Annotated in this window: 11 protein-coding genes; 10 read left to right on the top strand and 1 reads right to left on the bottom strand. The window is 43.1% G+C overall.

From position 1 onward, the window contains the following. Positions 1–69: 69 nt before the first annotated feature. The 9 genes from D0C36_RS01150 (at position 70) to D0C36_RS01190 (ending at position 16,196) form a co-directional block, all read left to right on the top strand. Positions 70–1,098 (top strand): DUF4097 family beta strand repeat-containing protein, encoded by a 1,029-nt coding sequence (locus tag D0C36_RS01150; RefSeq protein WP_117391320.1) that lies wholly within the window; start codon positions 70–72, stop codon positions 1,096–1,098. A 33-nt stretch (positions 1,099–1,131) separates the two neighbouring features. After that, a complete protein-coding gene (locus D0C36_RS01155; RefSeq protein WP_117389759.1) occupies positions 1,132–3,501 on the top strand; it encodes an ABC transporter permease in 2,370 nt (789 codons plus the stop codon). 425 nt (positions 3,502–3,926) lie between these two features. Continuing rightward, positions 3,927–6,341 (top strand): ABC transporter permease, encoded by a 2,415-nt coding sequence (locus tag D0C36_RS01160; RefSeq protein ID WP_117389760.1) that lies wholly within the window; start codon positions 3,927–3,929, stop codon positions 6,339–6,341. An 85-nt stretch (positions 6,342–6,426) separates the two neighbouring features. Further along, on the top strand, positions 6,427–8,847 hold the full coding sequence (locus D0C36_RS01165; protein ID WP_117389761.1) for an ABC transporter permease: 2,421 nt from the start codon (positions 6,427–6,429) through the stop codon (positions 8,845–8,847). 98 nt (positions 8,848–8,945) lie between these two features. Then, complete coding sequence (locus tag D0C36_RS01170; RefSeq protein WP_117389762.1) at positions 8,946–11,402, top strand: ABC transporter permease; 2,457 nt, start codon at positions 8,946–8,948, stop codon at positions 11,400–11,402. 127 nt (positions 11,403–11,529) lie between these two features. Next, entirely contained in the window at positions 11,530–13,893 is a 2,364-nt protein-coding gene (locus tag D0C36_RS01175; RefSeq protein WP_117389763.1) for an ABC transporter permease, read from the top strand. Between the two features lie 44 nt (positions 13,894–13,937). Further along, the gene (gene recR, locus D0C36_RS01180) at positions 13,938–14,552 is read left to right on the top strand and encodes a recombination mediator RecR (RefSeq protein ID WP_117389764.1); all 615 of its coding nucleotides are present in this window, start codon (positions 13,938–13,940) and stop codon (positions 14,550–14,552) included. A 5-nt stretch (positions 14,553–14,557) separates the two neighbouring features. Further along, entirely contained in the window at positions 14,558–15,397 is an 840-nt protein-coding gene (locus D0C36_RS01185; protein WP_117389765.1) for a glycosyltransferase family 2 protein, read from the top strand. Further along, positions 15,381–16,196, top strand: coding sequence for an SDR family oxidoreductase (locus D0C36_RS01190; protein ID WP_117389766.1), 816 nt, complete (start codon positions 15,381–15,383; stop codon positions 16,194–16,196). The genes D0C36_RS01185 and D0C36_RS01190 overlap by 17 nt, the downstream gene beginning before the upstream one ends. Before the next feature lie 2 nt (positions 16,197–16,198). On the opposite strand, the gene D0C36_RS01195 is transcribed toward D0C36_RS01190, so the two are convergent. Then, positions 16,199–17,140, bottom strand: a complete 942-nt coding sequence (locus D0C36_RS01195; protein ID WP_117389767.1) for an ion channel — start codon at positions 17,138–17,140, stop codon at positions 16,199–16,201. A gap of 369 nt (positions 17,141–17,509) precedes the next feature. On the opposite strand from D0C36_RS01195, the gene trpD reads away from it, so the two are divergent. Beyond that, positions 17,510–18,499 (top strand): anthranilate phosphoribosyltransferase, encoded by a 990-nt coding sequence (gene trpD / locus D0C36_RS01200; RefSeq protein ID WP_117389768.1) that lies wholly within the window; start codon positions 17,510–17,512, stop codon positions 18,497–18,499. Position 18,500 lies beyond the last annotated feature (1 nt).

The following is an 18,500-nucleotide window of genomic DNA, read 5'->3' on the forward strand; positions in this document are numbered from 1 at the left end:
AAAAAGACCTTTTTGCATGCAACTTATTTGTGGCAGCTGCAGTCTTATAAAAGAAACTTAAACACAATTATGAAAAAGCATTTACTCCTTTTCCTGTTGGCATCCGGCACATTGGCGGCATCAGCCCAAACCGACAAAACCCCATACTATACCCGTTCATTAACCAATGATGGTATTAAAAACGTTGTGCTAAGCACCAGCGGTGGCAGTATCCTGGTAACCGGCGCAGGCCAGCAACAACCGCATATTGATGTATTTGTTGTAGGCAACAACCACGAGGATCTGACCAAAGACGAGATCAAAAAACGTTTGGAAGAAGATTATATCCTTGATATCGATATCCAGAACGGCCAGTTAAAAGCAACAGCAAAAAACCGCCGTAATAACATGAACTGGAGAAGATCATTAAGTATTGGTTTTAAGGTTTATGTTAATGCTCAAACCTCAACCAACTTAAACACCAGCGGCGGTAGTATCCGTATCGAAAACCTTAACGGCAACCAGAATTTTGAGACAAGTGGTGGCAGCTTAAACGTAGCCAACGTTACCGGTAATATTAAAGGCGAAACCAGTGGTGGCAGCATCACCGTTACCAACAGCCGTAACACCATTGATCTGGAGACCAGCGGCGGCAGCATTACAGCAAGCAACTGTAGCGGTAAAATTAAACTGGAAACCAGCGGCGGCCCATTAAATCTTTCTGATCTGAAAGGTACCATAAATGCTGAAACAAGCGGCGGCGGCATTAGAGGTAAGAATATTGATGGCGAACTCATCACCAGCACATCAGGCGGTAGTATTGGCCTTACAGGTATTTCAGGCAGTTTAAATGCATCAACCAGTGGTGGTGGTATTGATGTACAGATGGTTAAACTGGGCAAATATATTAAGTTAGAAACCAGTGCCGGTCATGTATCTCTTAACGTACCAAAACAATCGACCATGAATGTAAGCCTGCATGGCAGCCGTGTTAACCTGGATGTTGCCGGCGATTTTCAGGGCAGCAAAGAGAAAGAAGATGTTGTAGGTAAAGTTAACGGCGGCGGTGTTACGGTTGAGGTACACGGCGATAGCGGCGTAACTGTATCTTCAAGATAATCTTTTAAGACCTTTATTTATATCACAAGAAATATGTTTAAGAACTATTTTAAAATTGCCTGGAGAAACATCAGTAAACGCAAAGGTTTCTCATTTTTAAATGTTGGTGGATTAGCATTAGGTATGGCAAGTTGCCTGCTGTTGCTGTTGTATGTGAGTTATCATTTAAATTACGACAAGCAGTTTAAAAATCTCGATAACATATTTCTTGTTGAAAATAACCAGCCCGGCGATGGTAAGGTTTACACCTTTTCGGCAACGCCAAGATTGGCTGCAGCCACCATCAAAACAGAAGTACCAGATGTTGTACGTGCTGTAAGAACCATTGATTATACCGGCGAAAGCTTGCTTACCTATAAAGACAGAAGTTTTAAAAAACGCGGTATGTTCACGGATGATGGCTTTTTCGATATTTTCTCATACCCGTTTGTGAAAGGCGATGCTAAAACCGCACTTAAGCTGCCTAACTCGATCGTACTAACTGAATCCGTTGCCAAAACCCTATTTGGCGATGAAGACCCGATGAATAAGATCATCAAGCGTAACAATGCATCGCCATTGCAGGTTACAGGAGTTATTAAAGATGTACCGCCTAATGCAACCTTTCAGTTTGAAGTAATATTACCATGGGTTCTTTTTGAGGACGCTAACGACTGGGCAAAAAATGGCGGCTGGGGCAGCAACTTCGCGCGTACGGTTGTGCAGCTTAAAGATCCGTCAAAACTTAAAAGTGCTAATGCCATTATGCAGCACATGGTTGAGCGCCATAATGATGGTAATAAGAACGAATTGTTCCTTTATCCTTTCGCCAAACTGCATTTATACAGCGAGTTTGTTGACGGTAAAGCAGTAGGTGGCATGATAAGCCAGATAAAACTGTTTGTTGCTTTGGCTATCTGCATATTGCTGGTTGCATGTGTAAACTTCATGAACCTAAGTACTGCCCGCTCTGAAGAGCGTGCTAAAGAAGTGGGTATCCGCAAGGCGATAGGTTCGGGGAGAGGCTCACTTATCAGTCAGTTTATTACAGAGTCAATCATCCTGTCACTGGTGTCAGTAGGCATCGCAGTGGTGTTGGTGGTAATATCTTTGCCTTATTTTAACACCTTGCTGGGCATTAAATTGGTACTGCCTTATTCCGATCCGATGGCTTGGGCAGCTTTGCTTGGCATTGGCGTGTTGACCGGATTACTTGCCGGTAGTTACCCGGCTTTCTACCTATCATCTTTTGAACCTATTAAAGTTTTAAAAGGCATGTTTAAAGGTGGTTCTTCTGCTTTATCGCTAAGAAAAATACTGGTTATTGTGCAGTTTGGCTTTGCGGTATTTTTAATCATCGCCACTATATGTATCTATCGCCAGATAAAATATGTGCAAGACAAACCTGTGGGGTTTGATAAGAATAATCTTGTTGAGATACCTATTGAGGGTGATCTGGAAAAAAACGCAGATGTGTTGATCAATCAACTAAAAACATCAGGTAATATAACCGGCGGGAGTGTATTCTCTTCGAGTATTACCTCATCAGGAAGCAATACCTGGGGCTTAAGCTGGCCCGGTAAACGCGACGACCAAACCGTGCTTTTCGACGTATTTAGGGTAAGTAATGACTTCACTGCAACTGCGGGCGTTAAATTGCTGCAAGGCCGTGAGGTTTCATCAGCTAACCCGCTTGATACCGCCGGCAAAACCGCTATGGTAAATCAATCGGCAGTTAAGGTGATGAAGTTGAAAAATCCCATAGGTACCGTTGTAAAATACGGCGACTCGGAAATGACCATAGTTGGCGTTTATGAAGATTTTGTTTGGGGATCACCTTACGAACAAACACGCCCAATGTTTACCCATTTTAGCACCAAGTACGCCAATGTGATAGCCTTACGTTTGGCACCGGGCAGAAGCATAACGACCAATATTGAGGCAGTGAATAAAGCTTTGAAACAATTTAACCCTGCTTACCCGCCAACAGTAAATTTTGTTGACAGTGACTTTGCCAGGAAGTTTGCCAATGAAAAATTACTGGCCACGCTTGCAAATATCTTTGGTGGTTTAGCTATAGTGATATCATGCTTGGGTCTGTTCGGCTTGGCGGCTTATGCAGCGGAACAACGCATCAAAGAAATAGGCGTACGTAAAGTGTTAGGCGCAAGTGTGGCCAACCTTGCGGGTTTACTATCAAAAGATTTTTTAAAGCTGGTGGCTATTGCCATAGTGGTGGCTGTACCAATATCATTCTGGGCTATGAACAAATGGTTGCAAAACTATCAGAACCGCATTACTTTAAGCTGGTGGATGTTTGTGCTGGCGGCGATAATAACCATAATTATAGCTGTAGCAACAGTGAATTACCAGGCTATTAAAGCTGCACTGGCCAACCCGGTAAAAAGCTTAAGAAGCGAATAGTTTTGGGTCATTGGGTCATTGGGTCATTAGGTCATTAGGTCATTAGGTCATTAGGTCATTAGGTCATTAGGTCATTAGGTCATTAGGTCATTAGGTCATTAGGTCATTAATGACAATTAGCTAACGATATGCTTGTTTCAAATATTTAGAAATAATGACTCAATGACATCGCAGCGTAATGACCCAATGACGCAGAGCAAATGACGGCGTAGCGTAATGGCTTAATGAATAAAATAAATAAAGGTCGGGTGTTTAAACGCCTGACCTTTATTTATTTACAAGCTTTTTCGATACACTAATGATTAGTGTATCGAAACCGAACAATCACTGTACAATAGCGAACATATTCGCATGCGTAAAGCATATTTAACAACTTGGTTTACAGATACTTATTTGTTTGGTATTGTTTTTCAATATAACCTGTTATGATCAAGAATTACCTAACCATTGCATGGAGAAGCCTTACCAAAAACAGGGTATTCTCATTCATAAATACATTCGGTTTGGCTATTGGCCTTGCCTGCTGCATGCTCATAAGCGGCTACCTTTACCAGGAGCTTACCTACGATACTTACTCTGCCAACGCCGACCAGCTTTACCGCGTAAATTTAACCACGCTTGGTAACGGAACTTCTGATACGTATCCGGTTGTCGATATTGCTGTAGGCGAGGGTATGAAAAACGCATTTCCCGAGATAGAGGCTGAAACGAGGTTAGCAAGCAACCAGCAGGTGTTTATTGAGAATGGCCCTAAGCAATTTAAGGAAACCAACATAGTACGTGCTGACGCCAATTTTCTGCAGGTATTTTCTATCCCGCTGATAGATGGCGATGCCAATAGCTGTTTAAAAGATCCGTCGTCGATGGTGGTAACCAAAGAGATGGCCAAAAAATACTTTGGTACTGTAAACGTAGTGGGCAAAAGCCTGCTGGTGGCAAAGCAGCCCTTTAAAATAACCGGGGTTATTGATAAAGTGCCGGACAACTCTCACTTCCATGCTGATGCTTTTTTGAGCATGATCACGTTTACGGCAAACGCCCGCCAAACCTGGAGCAATGTTAATTTCTACACCTATCTGCAACTGCGCAAAGGTGCCGATCCTAAAAAACTGGAAAAACAGTTTCCGCAGTTGGTTGCCAAATATGTAGTGCCCGAGATCCAAAACGATATGGGTATTAGCCTCGCAGAAGCACAAAAATCTGTAAACACGTTTCTGTTCACTTTGCAGCCAATTAAAGATATACACCTTTACTCGCACACCAAGTTTGAGAAAGAGGCAAATGGCGATATCAACTACGTGTACATATTTGGCGCGCTGGCTGCATTTATATTGGTTCTTGCATGTATCAACTTTACCAACCTTTCTACCGCAGCATCTGCTAAGCGTTCAAAAGAAGTAGGTATCCGTAAAGTATTGGGGTCTTTAAAAAGCAGCCTGGTATCACAATTTCTTACCGAGTCGGTATTACTAACCACACTGGCAATGGCATTTGCATTAGGCTTGGTTTACGTGTTGTTGCCATACTTTAACGATCTCTCCGGTAAGCAGATCACCATACGTTTTTACCTCAGTGCAACTGCAATCGTTGTAGAGCTGTTGGTGGCATTAGTAGTGGGTGTACTGGCAGGTATTTATCCGGCTTTCTTTATCTCATCATTCAAAATACTAAGCGTACTAAAAGGCAACGGAAGCAGCGATGTTAAGACCAGCCGCAGTATGCTGAGAAGTGGGTTGATCGTTTTTCAGTTTGCCATCTCAACCGGTTTTATCATCGCCACATTTGTAGTTTATCAGCAACTTAATTACATGCAGAATAAAAAACTGGGTTATGATAAAGAACAGGTATTGGTACTTAACGATACCTACACACTGCAAAACAACCTGGAACCTTTTAAGAACAAACTTTTACAGGATAACCGTGTGGTAAATGCAACCATATCGAGTGATGTACCTGTCAAAATAGCCGATGGTACGCAGATCTATCTCAAATCATCTGCAAGTGATAGCCAACACAGCGAGATCCATGCTAACATCTATCATATTGATGAAACCTACCTGCCAACCATGGGTATGAAAATGGCAGCAGGCCGTAACTTTATGCCTGCATCCCCGGCAGATTCTGCAGGTGTTATTGTTAATGAAACCGCAGTTAAAGACCTCGGCATTACCGGCGATCCAATCGGCAGGACTATCGTACGCTCGGGCCAGCATGCCTTCAATATAGTTGGTGTGGTAAAAGACTTCCATTACTCATCGGCTAAAGAAAAAATTGCGCCGCTGATGATGCTTTACGGCCACAGCAATGGCGCAATGATGGTAAAAGTTAAAGTGGCGGATGTACACGGACTTATTACTGATATGAAACAAACTTGGGACAGCTTTAACCCGGGCAGCCCGTTCAGCTATAACTTTCTTGATGACCAGTTTGCACATCTCTACGTTGCGGAAGGCCGTACGGGTAAAATATTTACCTCATTTGCGGTTTTGGCTGTCATTATCGCCAGTTTGGGATTGTTCGGCCTGTCGGCATTTTCTATCCGCCAAAGAGTTAAGGAGATAGGCATCCGCAAGGTGTTAGGCGCATCATCGGGCAGTATAACCGGTATGTTATCGGCGCAGTTTCTTAAATTGGTAGCGCTGGCCATCATCATAGCTATGCCTTTAACCTGGTTTGCCATGCATAAATGGTTGCAAGAGTTTGCTTATCGTATTGATATACAATGGTGGGTGTTTGCCGCAGCAGGGGCAATGGCGTTAGGCGTAGCCTTTATAACTGTGAGTTTCCAATCGGTTAAAGCCGCACTGGCCAATCCGGTAAAGAGTTTGCGTTCAGAATAATTAACCGTCATTGGGTCATTGAGTCATTAGGTCATTCATGGAAATGGCAATGACTCAATGACGCGATGACTCAATGACATAACCTATGTTTAAAAACTATATTAAAACAGCTTTCAGAAATCTTACAAAGAACAAAGCTTTCACCATCATTAATGTGCTCGGCCTTGCCTTGGGCCTGTGCGTTTGCATGCTTATTGTGTTCTACGTGGTTGATGAGTTAAGCTACGATAAATACAACACTAAGTTAGACCGCATTTATCGCGTAAACAACAACATTAAGTTCGCGGGCATGAACAGGCAGTTCGCGCAATCACCGGCGCCGCTTGCTGCTTCCTTTCAGACAAACTTTCCTGAGGTAGAAACTACCGCACGTATGCGCCAGTGGGGTTCATACAAAGTACGTAAAGGTGACCAGAATGTACATGAAGATCGCACTGTGTATGCAGACAACAGCCTGTTTGACATTTTCACTTTGCCAATGGTACAGGGCGATGCTAAAACAGCGCTGAAAGATCCCCGTACAGCGGTGATCACCGAAACCATCGCAAAAAAATATTTCAATACCGATAACGTGATCGGTAAAACCTTACTGCTGAACGATTCGCTTAATTACAAAGTAACTGGTGTAATAAAAGATATGCCAAAGCAATCGCACTTTAGATTTGATATTTTTCTTTCGATGATAACGCTCGAGGAAAGTAAGGAAGACACATGGCTAAGCAACAATTTCAATACTTATATTTTGCTTAAACCCGGTGCTAACGTAAAGAACCTTGAGAGCAAATTCCCTAACCTGGTTCGCAAAGAAGCCGGCGGTCAGTTAGAAGCAGGCATTAAAATGAGCTATGACGAGTTAGAAAAATCAGGCAATTTCTATCGTTTAGCCCTCGTGCCGCTGGCAGATATCCACCTGCACTCTAACATCGTAGCCGAGTTGGAAGCCAACGGTAACATCCAGTACGTTTATATATTTTCAGCTATCGCGATATTTATCCTGCTAATAGCTTGCGTAAACTTCATGAACCTTTCTACCGCCCGTTCATCAAACCGTGCGCGCGAAGTGGGAGTAAGGAAAGTATTAGGCTCGTTACGTAAATACCTTATAGCGCAATTCCTTTCAGAATCTATTATGGTGACTTTAATTGCAACCATTATAGCAGTTATTGGGGCTTATTTACTGCTGCCTTTCTTCAACCAAACATCTGGCAAGGAGTTGGCCATTACACAGCAAACGTTAGTGTGGTTGGTTCCATCATTAATTGTAGCGGTTGTAGTGATAGGGTGCCTGGCGGGTTCATATCCGGCATTTTTCCTGTCGGCTTTTCAGCCTATTGATGTACTGAAGGGCAAACTGGCATCGGGCTTTAAAGGCGGCTTTTTACGCAGCTTTTTGGTGGTTTTTCAGTTTGGTATTTCGATATTCCTTATCATCGGTACCATCGTTATCTATAACCAGCTTAAGTTTATCCAAAGTAAAGACCTTGGCTTTGGCCGCGATCATGTGGTGATGATCAAGAACACCGACGACCTGAACAATGCCAATGTACTTAAAGACGAACTGATGCGCTTACCAGGTGTTAAAAATGCAACCCTTACAGGCTTTACCCCAACAGGCGGCTGGCGCAACAGTACTACCTTTTTTGCCAGCGAAGCTAAAGACACTAAAAACGCTTTAGCCACCCAAAACTGGGAAGTGGATGAAAACTATATACCAACCATGGGTATGCATATCATAGCTGGTCGTAATTTTGAAAAAGGCCGCCTGGCCGATTCAACAGGGTTGGTTATCAATGAGGCTGCTGCCAAACAGCTTGGTTTTGCAGACCCTATAGGTAAAGAACTTTTTGCGCCAATGGACAACATGTTATCCAAAATGCGCCGAATGCACATTATTGGTGTAATGAAGGATTTTAACTTTAATTCGCTCCGCGAAAATGTTACGCCTGTGGTATTTTTACTGGGTAATAACAACGGGCAGCTTTCAGTACTGGTAAACACAGATGACATGACAGGTCTGGTGCAACAAATGAAAAACAAGTGGCAGTCTGTTGCGCCCAATGTAGCCTTCGATTACTCATTTATGGATGAAGAATTTGATGCCTTGTACCGTACCGAGCAGCGCATGGGCAAGATATTTATCTCGTTCACTACTATGGCTATTATCATCGCCTGCCTGGGTTTATTCGGTTTGGCAGCTTATGCAGCAGAACAGCGTACAAAAGAGATCGGCATACGCAAAGTATTAGGCGCAAACGTATCAACCATTGTGGGCATGCTCTCAAAAGATTTTATAAAGCTGGTGGTTATTGCTATCGCGATAGCTGCGCCGCTGGCATGGCTATCAATGCAGGAATGGCTAAAAGGTTTTGCCTACCGTGATACTATCAAATGGTGGGTGGTTGCAGCAGCAGGGGCAGGAGCTATCATAATAGCTTTTGTAACCATTAGCTTCCAATCCATAAAAGCTGCGCTGGCTAACCCTGTTAAGAGCCTTAAAAACGAATAAAATATTCATTGGGTCAATTGAGTCATTGGGTCATTATTTATCAAAATGACAATGACTTAATGGCCTCACTGACTTTGCGATACTAAACTACCCACACTATGTTAAAGAACTACTTTAAAATTGCCCTCAGAGGATTTCGAAAACACAAGCTGTTCACGTTTATTAATGTGATAGGTCTGTCAATCGGTATCAGCGCATCGCTGGTGATCTACCTCATCGTACATTACGACCTCACTTTTAACAAATTTGCAGGCGGTAATGATGGTATTTATCGTGTAACTACCGAGTATGCTTTCTCGGGCGAGGTTGGCTACAACAGCGGTGTTTGTACGCCTCTTACTGAAGCTATTAAAACAGACATATCGGGAATAGAAAAATCGGCGCCGTTCTATACACTTTATGAGGCGCGTGTACAAGTACCGCACGGCAAAGGAGAGGAGTTTAAACTGAACAAGGAGAACGGCATTGTAATAGCAGACGGCCGCTATTTTAACCTATTCAAATACAATTGGGTTGCCGGCAATGCTAAAACATCGTTAAGCCAGCCTTACCAGGTTGTGTTAACCGAGAGCCAGGCCAAGAAATATTTTCCGGGTATGGGCTATCAGGATATGATAGGCCGTGAAATTGTTTATGAAGATTCGGTACGCACCAATGTAAGCGGTGTAGTAGCCGACCTGAAAGGCAATACAGATTTCCTCTTCCATGATTTTATCTCGTTTAAAACTGCAGACGTAGACAGTCTGTTTAAAGGTTATTTCCAACCTACAGAATGGGGAAGCACCAATTCAGCATCGCAGCTTTTTGTTAAGCTTGATAAAAATACGGCTGCTACAAACGTGATAAAACAGTTAAATGTACTGCGTAACAAACGTGCACCACAAAAGGCAGATAAAGCCAATTACACCAAATTTGATCTGGAGAAACTGGATGATCTGCACTTTGACCAAAAGTATTATTCGTTTGATGGCGCACGTACGGCCAATCGCAGTACGCTTTACGGTTTGTTAATAATAGCAGCATTCTTGTTGCTATTGGGTTGTATCAACTTTATAAATCTGACTACAGCGCAGGCATCACAAAGGGCAAAAGAAATAGGCATCCGCAAAACTATGGGCAGCGGGAGAGGGCAGCTCATTATGCAATTTATGAGCGAGACTTTTTTGGTAACCCTGTTTGCCGTTATCATCTCTGTTGCACTTACGCCTTTGATCCTCAAATTATTCAGCACATTTATTCCTGATGGTGTAAAGCCTGATCTGTTACAACCCAATCTTTTGTTATTCCTTGCAGGATTAACGGTGGTAGTAAGCGTGTTATCGGGCTTTTATCCGGCGCTGGTTTTATCTAATTATAAACCTGTTGTTGTGTTAAAATCGCAAGTAGCGCCAACATCCGGCAATACCCGTAAAACCCTTTTGCGGAAATCGTTAACCGTTACGCAATTTGTTATAGCGCAATTCTTTATTATGGCTACCATACTTGTAGGCAAGCAGATACATTATGCCTTAACTAAAGATATGGGTTTTAAAAAGGATGCCATACTAATTGTTACAACGCCCTATAAAAGTGCCAGAACCAACAAAAAGCAGGTCTTCCTGAATAAAATACGTTCTATGCCGCAGATAAAAATGATAGCGGTAGGGGGAGATGCACCACTTTCCGGGGGCACACATTCAACTGAGGTAACTTATAAAAACGGAAAAACCGAAGTAAAAACCGATCTGCAGCAAAAATTTGGCGACGAAAATTATCTCAAAATATATGATATAAAACTGCTTGCAGGTCGTAACCTTACACCTGCTGATACTGGCAGAGCAACCGTAATTAATGCCACTTATGCAAAAACGTTAGGTTTTAAAAATGTTGCCGACGCAGTTGGTATAACGTTGGACTACAATGATAAAAAACGAGAGATAGTTGGTGTAATGAAAGATTTTAACCAGAAATCTCTACGTTCGCAAATTAAGCCTTTGGCTTTTATTGAACCACAACGTTTCAGTAACCGTGTATTGCATATTGCCCTTAAGCCGCAAACTGCCGGCGGTAAAGAATGGAAAACAGCCATTGCCGGCATGGAGCACGTTTGGAAAGAGCTTTACCCCGAAGAAGAATTTAGCTATACATTTTTTGATGACAGTATTGCTAAGTTCTATGAAAGCGAACAACAAACTTCAACGCTGCTGTCATGGGCAACAGGTTTATCAATACTGATAAGCTGCTTGGGGTTACTGGGCCTTGCTATGTATACCACCAGCCTGCGCACCAAGGAGATAGGTGTACGCAAGGTATTAGGTGCAACGGTGGCGCAAATAGTTACCTTGTTGTCAACTGAACTAATATGGCTGATTGTATTGGCGTTTATCGTAGTAACGCCGATAGCCTATTACGCCATGCACAAATGGATGGAGAACTTTGCCGACCGCACTAATATAAGCTGGTGGATATTTGCGCTGAGCGGCATGGGCATGCTGCTGATAGCATTGTTTACCCTGAGTTTTCAAACTATAAGAGCGGCTATAGCCAACCCAGTGCGCAGCCTCAGAAGCGAATAATTTAACCTGAATTATATAAACGAAACAGCGGCCCTTGAAGCCGCTGTTTTTATTTAGTTAAGATATGTTAAAAGTTTACCGGTTAATATTTTATATACGGATATTGCAGGTATAAAATCCTGTCACGATGATTAAAAACTACTTCAAAACTGCTTGGCGAAACCTCACGCAAAACAAAGCATCATCGATCATCAACATCAGCGGATTGGCTATTGGTATGGCGGTAAGTTTTACGTTGCTGCTTTATGTTTACAATGAGTTTAGTTTTGATAAGTTTCATGCAAACAACGAGCGACTTTACCAGGTATTTAAAAACCAGCCCGCCAGCGGCGTAATAAAAACTAAAAGCTACACGCCGCAAACCCTGGCACCTGTACTGCAAAAAGATTTCCCTGAGATTGAGAATACTGCCCGCATGAGCGAAGCCACAAATGCGCTGGTTACCTATAAAAACAGATCGTTGAAGTTTAAAAGCTATGCTACAGATCCGTCGTTTATGCAGTTATTTAGTTTTGAAACGGTTTATGGCGATAAAGTAAATCCGTTAGCAGATGAATCATCTGTAGTAATCACGCAATCTGCCGCAACTGCTTTATTTGCTGATGAAAATCCGGTGGGAAAAGTGTTGCAGTATAATTCTTCTCCTTTAAAAGTGAGCGCCGTTATCCGGGATAATCCTCAAAATTCAAGCTTTGATTTTAAAGTTTTGATCCCATGGCAGGCTTTTTTAAACCAGGCACCCTGGCTTAAGGATGCAGGTTGGGATAACTATTCCTACGCAACCTATGTGTTGTTAAAGCATGGGACTTTTGTAGCATCCGTTAACAACAAGATAAAACACCTTATAGCAAAATATTATGCGCCGGATAAGACCATCGAGCTGTTCGCTTATCCGTTTAGCAAACTGCACTTATATGGCAACTTTGTAAACGGCGTAAACAGTGGTGGCAATATCGAATATGTACGCCTTTTCTTGTTACTCGCTATAGGCATGTTGTTTATTGCCTGTATAAATTTTATGAACCTTTCTACAGCCCGCTCCGAGAAACGCGCACGCGAAGTAGGGATACGCAAAGTTATGGGAGCAAGACGCTTTTCGCTCATAAAGCAGTTTATGGCCGAATCGTTAACTATGGCTTTCTCCGCTTTTCTTATTTCTATTATCCTGATGATATTGTTGCTGCCCACCTTTAATACGGCAATGCACATTCAGCTAAGCATACCTTATACCAGCTTGTGGGCGTGGATGGCGGCTTTCGCCATCACCATTTTTACAGGCGTTATAGCGGGAAGTTATCCTGCTTTATTTCTATCATCATTTAATCCGGTGAGGGTTTTAAAAGGACAACTTACAGGGTTACGTACAGCTGTAAAGCCACGACAGGTATTAGTTGTAATGCAATTTACCTTTGCAGTTTGCCTTATTGTAAGTAGTATATTTATCTACAAACAAATAAATTACATTGCCAATAAGCCTGTTGGGTACAACCGCAATGGCTTAATAGAATTGCCTATTGAAGGCGGACTTTTCGGTAAGTTTGAAAGCTTTAGGCTTGATGCCATAAAGGCCGGAGCGATTACTGATGGGGCATTAATATCAGAACCCATAACAAAAATAACCGGCGCATCATGGGGTAATACCTGGCCCGGACAGCTACTCGGTGAGGATAAAGTGGTAATTGATTGCATTGCGGCCACATATCACTTTACAGATACTTATCAGCTTAAATTTATACAAGGGCGCGATTTTGACATAGCCCGACCATCAGACAGCGCCGGTGTTATACTTAATGTGGCTGCGGTAAAGCTGATGCGATTAAAAGAGCCAATCGGGCAGCCTATTAAATGGATGGGAGCAAACCGTACCGTAATAGGTGTTGTGAAAGATTTTGTTTGGGGATCGCCTTACGAGCCGGTTAAGCCAACCATTATAGGCTACGTTAAGGACTGGGTAGGTAATATAGGCCTCAGGTTGAATCCCAATCTCTCGGCCTCAAAAAGTCTTGCTTTATTGGAATCGGTTTATAAAAAGTATAATCCTCAATATCCGTTTGAATACACGTTTACCGACGAAGCTTTCAGCAATAAATTTCAAAGTGAAAAAGTATTAGGGGCGATGGCACTTACGTTCACTTCACTTGCGGTCATCATATCCTGCCTTGAGCTATTCGGGCTCGCATCGTTCTCAGCAGAGCAGCGCCGAAAAGAGCTGAGCATTCGCAAAGTATTAGGTGCCAGTGTGGCTAATTTGTGGTTTAAACTATCAAACGAGTTTATAAAACTGGTTGTTATATCATTCTTTATCGGCTCGGCATTAAGCTGGTACTATATCCATAATTGGTTAAACAGTTATACATACCATGCTGATATATCGGTTGATGTATTTGGAGTTACACTGATTGCCAGTTTACTTATCTGCTTACTGGCGGTTAGCTGGCAGGCTGTAAAAGCTGCATGGGTAAATCCCGTAAAAAACCTGCGCGGCGAGTAAGCCAACATAGCAAACCAACGCCGAAAATTGCGTAAATTCGCGGTATGAACTTTTCATCAAAGTTGTTGGAAGAAGCGGTTGCTGAATTTGCAAAATTACCGGGTGTTGGCCAGAAAACGGCCTTGCGCCTGGTGCTGCATTTACTAAACCGCGATGTGGAAGAGGTTCAAAAATTCAGCACAGCAGTAAGCCGTTTACGCAACGAGATCCAGTTTTGCCAAACCTGCCATAACATATCTGATACAGCCACCTGCGAAATATGCGCTTCGCCACGCCGCGATCATAGTTTGATATGCGTAGTTGAGGATACCCGCGATGTGATGGCCATTGAAAATACCAACCAATATAATGGCGTCTATCACGTGCTTGGCGGATTGATATCGCCTATGGATGGGATAGGCCCGGCCGACCTGCAGGTTGATTCCCTTGTTGAACGGCTTAAAGAAAATAATGTAAAAGAAATCATATTTGCCTTAAGCGCAACTATGGAAGGCGATACCACTATTTTCTATCTGCACAAACGCTTAAAACAATTTAACATAAATATCTCTACAATAGCCCGTGGCATAGCTTTTGGTGGTGAATTGGAGTACGTTGACGAGATCACTTTAGGACGATCTATAGTGACCCGCATACCGTACGAAAATTCATTATCCTAACGCGTATGAAACTTTCTGTCATTGTAGTTAACCATAACATGTGCAGCCTGTTAAAACAGTGCTTAGTTACTTTAACAAGAGCATGTAAAGATATTGAACATCAATTAATTGTAATTGATGATGCATCTACAGATAAGTCGGTTGAAATGATGCAGGCCGAGTTCCCCGAAGCTACTTTGATAGTTAATGACCATAGCGTTGGCATGGCTGCGGCCCGTAACCAGGGTATCGAAAAAGCAAACGGCGAGTATGTTTTACTGGTCAATGCGGATACAATAAGCGGCAAAAAAACGATAGAACAGGTTGTTGAATTTATGGACAAGCATGCCGATGCCGGTGGTGTTGGAGTGCGCGCTTTAACTCCTCGAGGCCGTTTCATGCCCGATTCAAGAACAGGCTTCACCCGCGGCTGGGCCATGTTGCTTAAAGTAACCGGACTGGCCAAATACTTCTCAAAATCGCGCCTTTACAAACATGATGAGAACTGGATAGAGGAAGAGGAATTTGCCACTACCGAAGTTGACGTGATCAACGGCGCATTTATGCTTTTACGCCGCTCTGCTTTAAAAGAAGTGGGTAATCTTGATGAGCGCTTTATCCAATACGGTCATGATATCGACCTGTCGTTCCGTTTACGTTTGGCGGGTTATAAAAATTACTACTATCCACGTACATATATTCTCAATTTCGCCAAACAACTGGTACCTAAATTTACATGGAACTACATCCGTAAATTTTATGGCGCTATGATTATATTCGCCGGCAAATATCTGTTTAAAATGCCAGAAATTAAGGTTCCGGGCATGCCGCAGATCTTTGCCCCGAAATATGAGATTGAAAGATAAAGTTGTTGTTATAACCGGTGCATCATCAGGCATTGGTAAATCCCTTGCTTATGAATTTGCGAAACGCGGCGCCAACCTGGTATTGGGAGCACGCCAGTTTGTAACCCTTTGCGAAATAACACAGGATATAGAAGCCCGCCACCAAAACCGATCTGTTGCCGTACAATGCGATGTTACGGTTGAAGAAGATTGCAAAACCCTCATTAAACAAGCTTTATTAACCTTCGGCAGGGTAGATGTGTTGATCAATAACGCCGGTATCTCCATGCGTGCGCTTTTCAAAGATGTTGATTTAAAAGTTCTTAAGGAACTAATGGATGTAAACTTTTGGGGAACTGTTAATTGCACTAAATATGCGTTACCCGAAATTGCCAAAACTGGTGGTAGTATTGTCGCCGTTTCTTCCATAGCCGGGTACAAAGGCTTGCCCGGCCGCTCTGGTTACTCGGCATCAAAATATGCGATGAATGGCTTTATGGATGCTTTACGTGTAGAGAACCTGAAAACAGGGGTACATATCATGGTGGCATGCCCGGGTTTTACGGCCTCAAACATCCGCAATACGGCTTTAAATAAAGACGGCGTTTCTCAGCAGGAGAGTACTCTTAATGAGGCCAAAATGATGTCGTCAGAAGAAGTAGCTATCCGCATAGCTAATGGGGTAGAGAACCGCAAACGTACGCTGATACTAACCTTTCAGGGTAAACTAACTGTGTTCCTGAGCAAGTTTGTGCCGGCGTTTCTGGATAAACAGGTTTACAAACTGTTCTCTAAAGAGCGCGATCCATTACTGAAGTAAGATTAGCTCAATCTCTCAAAGCTATTTATCTCACTCATATCTAATACGATACGACCATCTCCATCACGCTGAAACATGGGCGTAAATTTCGCATCCCAAATCATTTCAGGCACCTGGTATGCGGTGCGCGAGTGTACCGTTTGCGAGAAGGTATCATCGAAGGCTTTGAGTAGTATGGAGAAACTTGCCTCGCCACGGGCAAGGTCATCATGGGTCATATCAATTAACGGGCTGTTCTCATCAAGCGGGTGTACAACCGTCCAGTTTAATGTAAGCATGCTTACATTTTTCCGCTCGAGACTCAGCGGGAAAAATCTACGCAATGGTTTGCCATCTATCATTTCGTTGTAAGAGAATATCACTTCCACATCCAGATCTATCAGCACGTTCTTACGGATATTACACAGTCTGAACATCAGCCCGCGGCCGCCATCGCGATATGGTGCCACCAGCAGATTATGGCTGTAAACTATTTTAGCCGTAGGCCTCGAGAAACGCCCGTAAAGCAAACCGGTAGCCAGTGCAAAGGCCAGTAAACCCAGCATCGATTCAAATGCTGCCACACTATTGGCCACCACGCCCTGCGGCGTAATATGCCCGTAACCAACTGTTGAAAGGGTTTGTGCCGAAAAGAAAAACGCATCCAAAAACTGAGGCATGCCACCACCTTCAATGGTACCATCGAGGCTGCTGTTGCCAATAAGTACATATAGACACGCAAAAAACACATTGGTGAAAAGGTAGCCGCTCAGCACCACTATCCAGAACTTAGCCCAACTCATGGTGATCAGTGTGTGGTAGGTATCGGCCGTATTAAAACGCGCAAGGCCTTTACGCTTTACATTAACCGAGCCGTCCTTATTTAGCAGGGGCTGGTTTTTGATAACCGGTTGAGGGCCAAAACCAAGGTCGTTCTCGGGGTTTATCTTTTGCTCGCGGATCATTTATAATGAGTAAAGGACTGAATGAGTAATAACACAAATATGCAAATGAATGAATCAATATTAAAAGATATTCACTCATTCCATCCATCACTAATTCGCTCATTATAAAATACCTCTTGCATTTAGTAAAAACAATTTCCATATTTGCCACACAAGAACATGAAAGTACAATTAAACAATAACTGGTGGTGGCTTAACGAGATATCGTAAGGCAACCTCATTTTTTGTTTTTATATAAAGATATTTAGAAGGGTTGCCATACGGCAGCCCTTTTTTTTGCCCCCCGGCCCCCTAAAGGGGGAGTAGGATAGGCGAATCGGACGTTAACATTTAAAGACAAAATTCCCCCTTTAGGGGGGTAGGGGGCTAATGAAACAGATACTTAACCACTTATTTGAACACAAAACGTTCACCCGCGAGCAATCGAGGGATATTTTGAAAGACATTGCTACCGGCAAATTCAACAACTCGCAAATGGCGGCGTTTATGACGGCGTACTGTATGCGCAGCATCACCGTTAACGAACTGGAAGGCTTCCGCGATGCCATGCTTGAGCTTTGCCTGCCTATTGACCTGCAAAACGGCGAACTGATTGACCTGTGCGGTACAGGCGGCGATGGCAAGGATACATTCAATATCTCTACGCTTGCATCATTTGTAGTAGCCGGTGCGGGTTATAAAGTAGCCAAACATGGTAACTACGGTGTATCATCAGGTTGTGGCTCATCTAACGTAATGGAGCACCTGGGCTATACTTTTACCAATGATACCGATAAGCTGAAACGCAGCGTTGACGAAGCGAACATCTGTTTCCTGCATGCGCCGCTGTTCCATCCGGCCATGAAGACTGTTGCACCTATCCGCAGGGAACTGGGTGTTAAAACCTTTTTTAATATGTTGGGGCCGCTGGCTAACCCCGCGAAGCCGCAAAACCAAATGGTGGGTGTGTTTAACCTGGAGTTGGCAAGGGTATATGCTTATCTATATCAGAAATCGGGCATCAAATACACCATTTTAAATGCGTTGGATGGATACGACGAGATCTCGCTTACTTGTGATTTTAAGACATTCTCGCAGGATGGAGAACGCATTACCAGTGTTGAATCTTTAGGATTTGAGAAACTGCAAGAAGATCAGATAACCGGCGGACATACCGTTGCCGAATCGGCAGATATATTTATGAAAGTACTTAATGATGAGGCTACAACCGCCCAGGCAAGTGTGGTGCTAAGCAACGCTGCTATGGCCATTAAAACCATTAAGCCGGATACCAGTTTTGCCGATTGTTTTTATGAGGCAGAAGAAGCACTCATCAGCAAAAAAGCACTGAACAGCTTTAAAACACTTTTAGCCAGCTAAG

The sequence above is a fragment of the Mucilaginibacter conchicola genome, from assembly GCF_003432115.1.
Taxonomy (GTDB): domain Bacteria; phylum Bacteroidota; class Bacteroidia; order Sphingobacteriales; family Sphingobacteriaceae; genus Mucilaginibacter; species Mucilaginibacter conchicola.